The sequence below is a fragment of the Frankia sp. CcWB2 genome, from assembly GCF_977927585.1.
In genome coordinates this window covers 1-6,858 of the sequence record NZ_CDWRCM010000101.1, presented here as the reverse complement: position 1 = coordinate 6,858, position 6,858 = coordinate 1, and the positions used below count along the sequence as shown (strand labels likewise).

At 71.8% G+C, this 6,858-nt stretch carries 7 protein-coding genes; 5 read left to right on the top strand and 2 right to left on the bottom strand.

Annotation, left to right across the window (positions count from 1 at the left end; genetic code table 11):
- From ACY45C_RS12260 to ACY45C_RS12245, 4 genes are all read left to right on the top strand, one after another.
- Nucleotides 1-1,693: circularly permuted type 2 ATP-grasp protein (locus ACY45C_RS12260; RefSeq protein ID WP_462187747.1), on the top strand; the 1,693-nt coding region annotated here is incomplete at its 5' end.
- A 265-nt stretch (nucleotides 1,694-1,958) separates the two neighbouring features.
- Nucleotides 1,959-3,743, top strand: coding sequence for an N-acetylglutaminylglutamine amidotransferase (locus ACY45C_RS12255; protein ID WP_462187746.1), 1,785 nt, complete (start codon nucleotides 1,959-1,961; stop codon nucleotides 3,741-3,743).
- Between the two features lie 229 nt (nucleotides 3,744-3,972).
- On the top strand, nucleotides 3,973-4,167 hold the full coding sequence (locus ACY45C_RS12250; protein ID WP_462187745.1) for a hypothetical protein: 195 nt from the start codon (nucleotides 3,973-3,975) through the stop codon (nucleotides 4,165-4,167).
- Nucleotides 4,168-4,560: 393 nt separating this feature from the next.
- Nucleotides 4,561-5,136, top strand: coding sequence for a TetR/AcrR family transcriptional regulator (locus ACY45C_RS12245; RefSeq protein WP_462187744.1), 576 nt, complete (start codon nucleotides 4,561-4,563; stop codon nucleotides 5,134-5,136).
- Here ACY45C_RS12245 and ACY45C_RS12240 read toward each other — a convergent pair.
- Nucleotides 5,121-5,609, bottom strand: coding sequence for a TM2 domain-containing protein (locus ACY45C_RS12240; protein ID WP_462187743.1), 489 nt, complete (start codon nucleotides 5,607-5,609; stop codon nucleotides 5,121-5,123). The genes ACY45C_RS12245 and ACY45C_RS12240 overlap by 16 nt on opposite strands.
- A gap of 236 nt (nucleotides 5,610-5,845) precedes the next feature.
- Between ACY45C_RS12240 and ACY45C_RS12235 the strand changes: the two genes are divergently transcribed.
- Nucleotides 5,846-6,118, top strand: a complete 273-nt coding sequence (locus ACY45C_RS12235) for a hypothetical protein (protein ID WP_462187742.1) — start codon at nucleotides 5,846-5,848, stop codon at nucleotides 6,116-6,118.
- A gap of 20 nt (nucleotides 6,119-6,138) precedes the next feature.
- Here ACY45C_RS12235 and ACY45C_RS12230 read toward each other — a convergent pair.
- A partial coding sequence (locus ACY45C_RS12230; protein WP_462187741.1) for a hypothetical protein occupies nucleotides 6,139-6,858 on the bottom strand: 720 nt, incomplete at its 5' end.

Here is a 6,858-nt window from a genome sequence, read left to right as displayed (position 1 = left end):
ACCGGCCCAGGCCATGCTGCGCCGGCTGCTCACCGAGGTCCGCCCGCAGCTCGAACGGTTCGACGACTGGGAGCTCATCGACAACCTGGCCGAACAGGCCGTTGGCCGGGGCAGCTCCGCGCACCGCCAGCGCCGGGCCTTCGCCCGTCGGGGTCTGCTCACCGACGTCGCGGATCTGGTGCTGGCCGAGACCCGCGACGTCCCGCCCGCGGGGGCGGCGGCCGCGCTGGGGAGCGCGCCCGCCGTGTCCGCCTCCGACCAGATTGCGCCGCGGCTGCTCGAGCGATACCAGCCGACCGGGTACGACGAGATCGTCGATGCCCGCGGCGCGGTCCGTCCCCAGTACCGGGCCGTCATGCGCACCTTGGAACGGCTCGGCCCGGGCATCCTCGACGAACGGGTCGGGACGCGCGAGGCCGAGCAGAACGACCGGGGGATCATCTTCCGGGCCTCGGGGGACTCCACCAGCCGTCCCTTTCCGTTCGACCTGGTCCCGCGGATCATCGCCGCCGACGACTGGACGACCCTGACGACCGGGCTGAGCCAGCGGGTCCGGGCCTTGGAGGCGTTCCTGCACGACAGCTACGGCGAGCGGGCGGCCGTCGCCGACGGGATCGTGCCGGCCTGGGTGGTCAACGACGCGCCGAGCCTGCGCCACGGCGGTCGTGCCGCCGGCCCGGACGCCATCCGGGTGACTGTCGCCGGCATCGACCTGGTCCGCGGCGGCGACGGCGGCTGGCTGGTGCTGGAGGACAACCTGCGCGTCCCGTCCGGTATCGCCTACGCCATGGAAGGCCGGCGGCTCGCCGAGTCGGTGCTGCCGGAGCTCGGTCCGCCGGCCGGCATCCTGCGGCTGGACGGTATACCCGCCCTGCTGCACGAGGCGCTGGTCGCGGCGGCCCCAGCGGCGGCCGCGGGGGAACCGGCGGTGGCCGTGCTGACCGGCGGGAAGACCGACGCGGCGTACTTCGAGCATTCCCTGCTCGCCGAGAAGATGGGCGTTGCGCTGGTGGAACCGGCGGATCTGCTGGTCGACGACAACGACGTCGTCCACCGGATCGACGGCTCCCGGCGGTGCCGCGTCGACGTCCTCTACCGCCGGATGGACGAGGACGACCTGTTCGGCGCCCTCGGAGCCGACGGCACCCCGTTGGGGCTCCCGCTGCTGCGCGCGATCCGGGCCCGCCGGGTCGGCATGGCGAACGCTCTGGGTAACGGGGTGGGTGACGACAAGGTCGTCTACGCCTACGTCCCGCGGATGGTCACCTACTACCTGGGCGAGCAGCCGGTGCTCGACGACGTGCCGACCTATGTCTGCGGTGACCCGGAGCAGTGCGAACACGTGCTGGACAACCTCGATCAACTGGTGGTGAAGCCGGTCGACGGGTACGGCGGGTCCGGCGTGGTCATCGGGCCGCGCGCCGAGCCCTACCGGCTCACCGAGGTCCGCGAGCGGATCCTGGCCGATCCCCGGCAGTGGATCGGCCAGGAACTGGTGTCGCTGTCGACCCATCCGACCTGGCACGACAGCCATCTCGAACCCTGCGCGGTGGATCTGCGGGTCTTCGTCTACGCCGGGTGGGAGCCGCGGGTGGTGCCCGCGGCGCTCAGCCGGGTGGCGCCTCCCGGCAGTCTGATCGTCAACTCCTCGCAGGGCGGGGGGTCCAAGGACACCTGGATTTCCCGCCGTTAGCCGGTGATTCCCCGCCGTCAACCGTTCCGTGACCGCTACTCTCCGTAGTCTGATCCAGGGTGGCCCGGTCTTCCGTCGCGGGGTGCTCCGTCGCGGGTGCACTGCGGTTCCGCGCGGGTTGGCGACCGAGGGAGTTGGCAACATCGCGGACACTGTTGTGAAATCTCCGTCCTCGAGAGTGAGGTCGTAATCAACGGCTGCGGTATCGGGAAGGAAGCCCCGGGGAATGGATCTCGCCTGACTTCATCGATCGACGGGAGCGCACATGTGCGGGCTGAGTGGCGAGCTGAGATTCGACGGCCGGGGAGCGAACGTCGACGCGGTGGTGCGGATGACCGCGACGATGGTGCCGCGGGGCCCGGACGGCGTGGGAGTGTGGTCCGCCGGCCCAGTTGCGTTCGGGCACCGTCGCCTGAAGATCATCGATTTGTCCGAGCGCGGTGCCCAGCCCATGGTGGACAACGAGCTCGGCCTGACCACGGTGTTCAACGGGTGCATCTACAATTATCAGGAGCTGCGTGACGAGCTGGTCGCGGCCGGCTACCGCTTCTTCTCCACCTCCGACACGGAGGTGATCGGCAAGGCGTACCACCGGTGGGGGAGACGCTGCGTCGACCACTTCGCCGGGATGTTCGCCTTCGCCATCGCCGAGCGGGACAGCGGGCGGCTGATCCTCGCCCGGGACCGGCTCGGCATCAAGCCGCTCTACCTCACCGGGAACAGCGAGCGCCTGCGGTTCGCCTCCACCCTGCCGGCCCTGCTCGCCGGCGGCGGCGTCTCCTCCGACATCGACCTGGTCGCCTTTCACCACTACCTGTCGTTCCATTCCGTGGTGCCCGCCCCGCACACGATTCTGGCCGGGGTGCGCAAGCTGCCCGCGGCGACCGTGCGGGTGGTGGAACCGGACGGCACCTCGACCGACGACCTGTACTGGCGTCCCAGCTTCACCCGCGATCCCGCGCACGCGGACTGGACCGCCCGTGACTGGCAGGACGCGATCGCCGAGCGGCTGCGCCTCGCGGTGCGCCGCCGGATGGTCGCCGACGTCCCGGTCGGCGTGCTGCTGTCCGGTGGGCTGGACTCCAGTTTGATCGTCGCGCTGCTCGCCGAGGCGGGGCAGAAGGATCTCGCGACCTTCAGTGTCGGGTTCGAGGCCGTCGGCGGCGAGCCCGGCGACGAGTTCGTCTACTCCGACGTCATCGCCCGGTATTTCGATACCGACCATCACCAGATCCGGGTGCCGGGGACGAGGCTGCTGCCCGCCGTCGACGCGGCCATCGCCGCGATGAGCGAGCCGATGGTCAGCCACGACTGCGTGGCCTTCTACCTGCTCTCCCAGGAGGTCTCCCGGCACGTCAAGGCCGTGCAGTCGGGGCAGGGCGCCGACGAGGTCTTCGCCGGGTATTCCTGGTATCCGCCGCTGGCGGGTGTTGGGCGGACCGACGCCGTCGACGCCTACCTGCGGGTCTTCGCCGACCGACCGCACCGGGACCTGCCCGCGATGGTGGAGCCGCACCATCTCATCGAGGCCGATGCCAGCCGGCACTTCGTCGCCTCCCACTTCGCCCGGCCGGGCGCCGAGACCGCCGTCGACGCCGCGCTGCGCATCGACTCGACGATCATGCTCGTTGACGACCCCGTGAAACGGGTCGACAACATGACGATGGCCGCGGGGCTCGAGGCCCGCACCCCCTTCCTCGACCACGAGCTGGTCGAGCTCGCCGCCGCCTGCCCGCCGGAGCTGAAGCTCGCCTCCGGCGGCAAGGGCGTGCTCAAGAACATCGGCCGCCCGCTGATGCCGGTCGACGTCATCGACCGACCCAAGGGGTATTTCCCGGTGCCGGCGATCCGTCATCTCGACGGGCCGTTCCTGGACCGGGTGCGCGAGGCGCTCACCGATCCGGCGGCGAAGACGCGGGGCCTGTTCCGGCCGGTGTGGGTCCGGACGATGCTCGCCGCCCCGAACGACAACCGCACGGCGCTCGGCGCGAACGCCCTGTGGCAGGCCGCGCTGCTCGAGATGTGGCTCCAGACCCACACGGTCGCGTGATCTACGTAGGTCGCACGACCCACGTACGTCGCACGACCGAGTCGCATGATCCCTTGGAGTGACATGATCCGACCCGCGGTGGCGCAGCCGGTGGTGGGACGGCCGGCGGTGGCGCGGCCGGTGGTGACGCAGCCGGCGGTGCCGCACACCGTCGACTCCGGGCGTCCCGGCGATCTGTCCGACGCCTGGGTCGCGGCGGCGAGCTGTCGCGCACCGAGTACCGGCCCGCATGGTCGGCTCGCCTTCGTCGGCGATCGCGGCGGCGAGCAGCAGCGAGGAGGTGAGCAGCACCGGACGGCGCCCGATGTGGTCGGAGAGGGCTCCGACGGTGAGCAGTGCGGCGAGGATGGCCAGGGCGTACACGGCGAACACGGCGAACATGACGGTCACGGTGATCGGGGAGAACCCCCAGCGGGCCTGGTAGACCGGGTAGAAGGGGGTGGGGGCCGAGGACGCGGCGAGGAACGAGCCGATCATCGACGTCTGCAGGAGGAATCCGGCGCGCGGGGACAGCCTGCCCCGGTGGGGCGCCGTGCCCGGGTCGGGCGGGGCGTCGCGGGCCGCGGCCTGCCGCGGCAGGGCCACCGCCGGTACCGGGGCGGAGGCCGCCGAGGACGGGCTCCCACCACCGCCGCCGGTATCGGCGGCGCCGGCCTGGCCGGCCAGACCAATCAGGCCGGCGGGGAGGCCGGTGGCGATGGGTTGGGAGGACATCGGGTTTCCCTTCACCGGACAGCTAAAGCTAAGATTTTGCGTTAGCGCCCGACGGTACCCTCGGCCCGACGTTAACGCAAAGGATGTGCGTTAGGCTGGATGCGTGAGTCCGTCCGAGGGTCCGCGGCCCGGGGGGCGTAGCGCGCGGGTCCAGCAGTCCGTGCATGCCGCGGTGCGCGCGCTGCAGGTCGAGCGGGGTCGGCACGAGATCACGGTGCCGCTGGTCGCCGCCCGGGCGGGGGTGACCGCCTCCACCGTCTACCGGCGCTGGGGGGACCTGACCGAGCTGCTCGCCGACGTCGCCGCCGAGCGGCTGCGCCCGGAGACCCCGCCGGCGGGCACCGGGTCGCTGCGCGGCGATCTCGCCGCCTACTGCGAGCAGTACCTGGAGGAGACGTCCTCCCCCACGGGCCGGGCGTTCCTGCGCGACCTGGTCGCTTCCTGCGGCGACGACCGGCCGGCGTGCTGCTGTGACCTGTACATCCGCAAGCAGATCGGGGTCATCGTCGAACGGGCCGCGCGTCGCGGTGAACCCGCCCCCGGGGTCGGTGAGATCGTCGAGGGGGTCATGGCACCGATGATGTACCGCATCCTGTTCGTCGCCGACCCGGTCGATCTCGCCGACGCCCGCCGGTTGGTGGACGCCCTGCTCGCCCGCGGTGGTCAGCCGCGCGGGTAGCCGAGCCGGGTGTTGTACTCCTGGACCGCCGAGGCGGAGCTGACCATGGCGATCACCCACACGATGAACCACACCGGAACAGTGATGATCAGTGTGACGATGAAGAAGGAGAACATCCACAGGAACAGGTCGGCGATCAGGAGCACGACACCCGTGGTGGTCCTGCCGGCGTAGATGTGGCCCACGCCCAGCCACAGGAAGGTCAGCAGCAGCGCGACCGCGACCGACTTCGGCGGTACCGGCGGCACCGGCGGGTAACCCTGGCCCGGGCCGGGACCCGGGAAGGGCTGCGGCGGGCCGATCGGGTACGGCGTCGGGCCCGGCCCGCCGGCCTGGCCATGAGGCGGCCGCGGCGGCTGTCCGTACGGCTCGTGTCCGTACGGCTCGTAGTATCCGGCCGGCCCAGGCTGCTGCGGCTGCCGGTGCGGGTCGTCCCACCCTGTCATGTGGCTCCCGATCTTGTCGGCGCACACTGTAACAGGATCATCCGGTTACGTGCATGGACCGGAATATCGGAACCGCGACCGGCATCCCGGCCTTCGGGAATGTGACGTTTACCACACAAAGATCGTTATGTGGATAAACCTGTCGACAAGCCGGTGGGTAACCTGCCGCGACCCTGTGGATGCCCTGTGGGGCAATGCTGATCCCCGGATTCGCCGAGAAGTCAAGACGTTGCGGTGCGTACCAGCCGCGATATCACTGGAGTGTGACTCTGGCGCATCTGACTTCTCGTCCGACCACCACCACCCGGCCCGCCGTACCCACCGCGCCGGGCAGCGCGCCCGTGCTGCCGCCCAGCGTCGCCCGGGTCGCCGCCCGCACCCGGCTGTCCGCCGAGCTGCTGGCGGCGGTCCTGGAGGTCGAGCGGCGCACGCGGGCCACCCTCGAGGACATCGAACGCGCCGACGCACTGGCCGAACGGCTGCTCGTGCGCCGCGGTGCGCGGCTGCGCGCCGCGGCCGGCCGGCCGGCCCGGTGACCTGCTCCCCCGGGCTCGGCTCAGGCGGCGCCGGCCCGCAGCGAGGCGCGCTCGGCGTGTGCCGAGGTGAGCATCAGGATCTCGTTCGTCCTCAGGGTGAGCACCCGCGACGGGCGCTTGTCGAGGATGTCCTCCACCTCGAGGAGGGCGGCTTCGGCCACCGCGGGATCGCGGCGCAGCGTGGCGGCGGCGAGCGACGCCAGCGCCCAGCCGCGGTCGAGGGTCGCCGGGGTGGTCAGGTCGATCGCGGTGTACGCGGCGGAACGCGCCCCGGGCATCCCGAGGCGGGCCATCGCATCGGCGACGACGCAGGCCTCCCGGACCTCGTCGAAGGGGGGCCAGCCGGGATGGCGCAGGCCGAGCACAGTCGGCCGGTTGCGCAGCCGGTTCAGGGCGGCGTCGAGGGCTGCCTCGTCGCCGGTGGCCGCGGCGCCGGTGGCCTGCACCGCCGCTGCCCAGCCGGGCAGGTAGGGATGGTCGACAGCGGCCGCCTTGGCCGCGGCGTTGCGGGCGGCGGCGTAGCGCCCGGTGACGAAGGCGATCGCCGCGTCCAGGCTGTGCGCGGTGCCGGTGAGCAGCCGGTCGTCGAGCTGGGCGGCGAACTGCTCGGTGAGGGTCGCGAACCGCCGCGCCGAGGTGTCGTCGCCGGTGTCAACGGCCAGCATCCCGAGGGAGAACGACAGGTAGCCGGCGACCCGGGTCAGTTCGGCGTGCACCGTCGGGGACAGCCGCCGGGATCT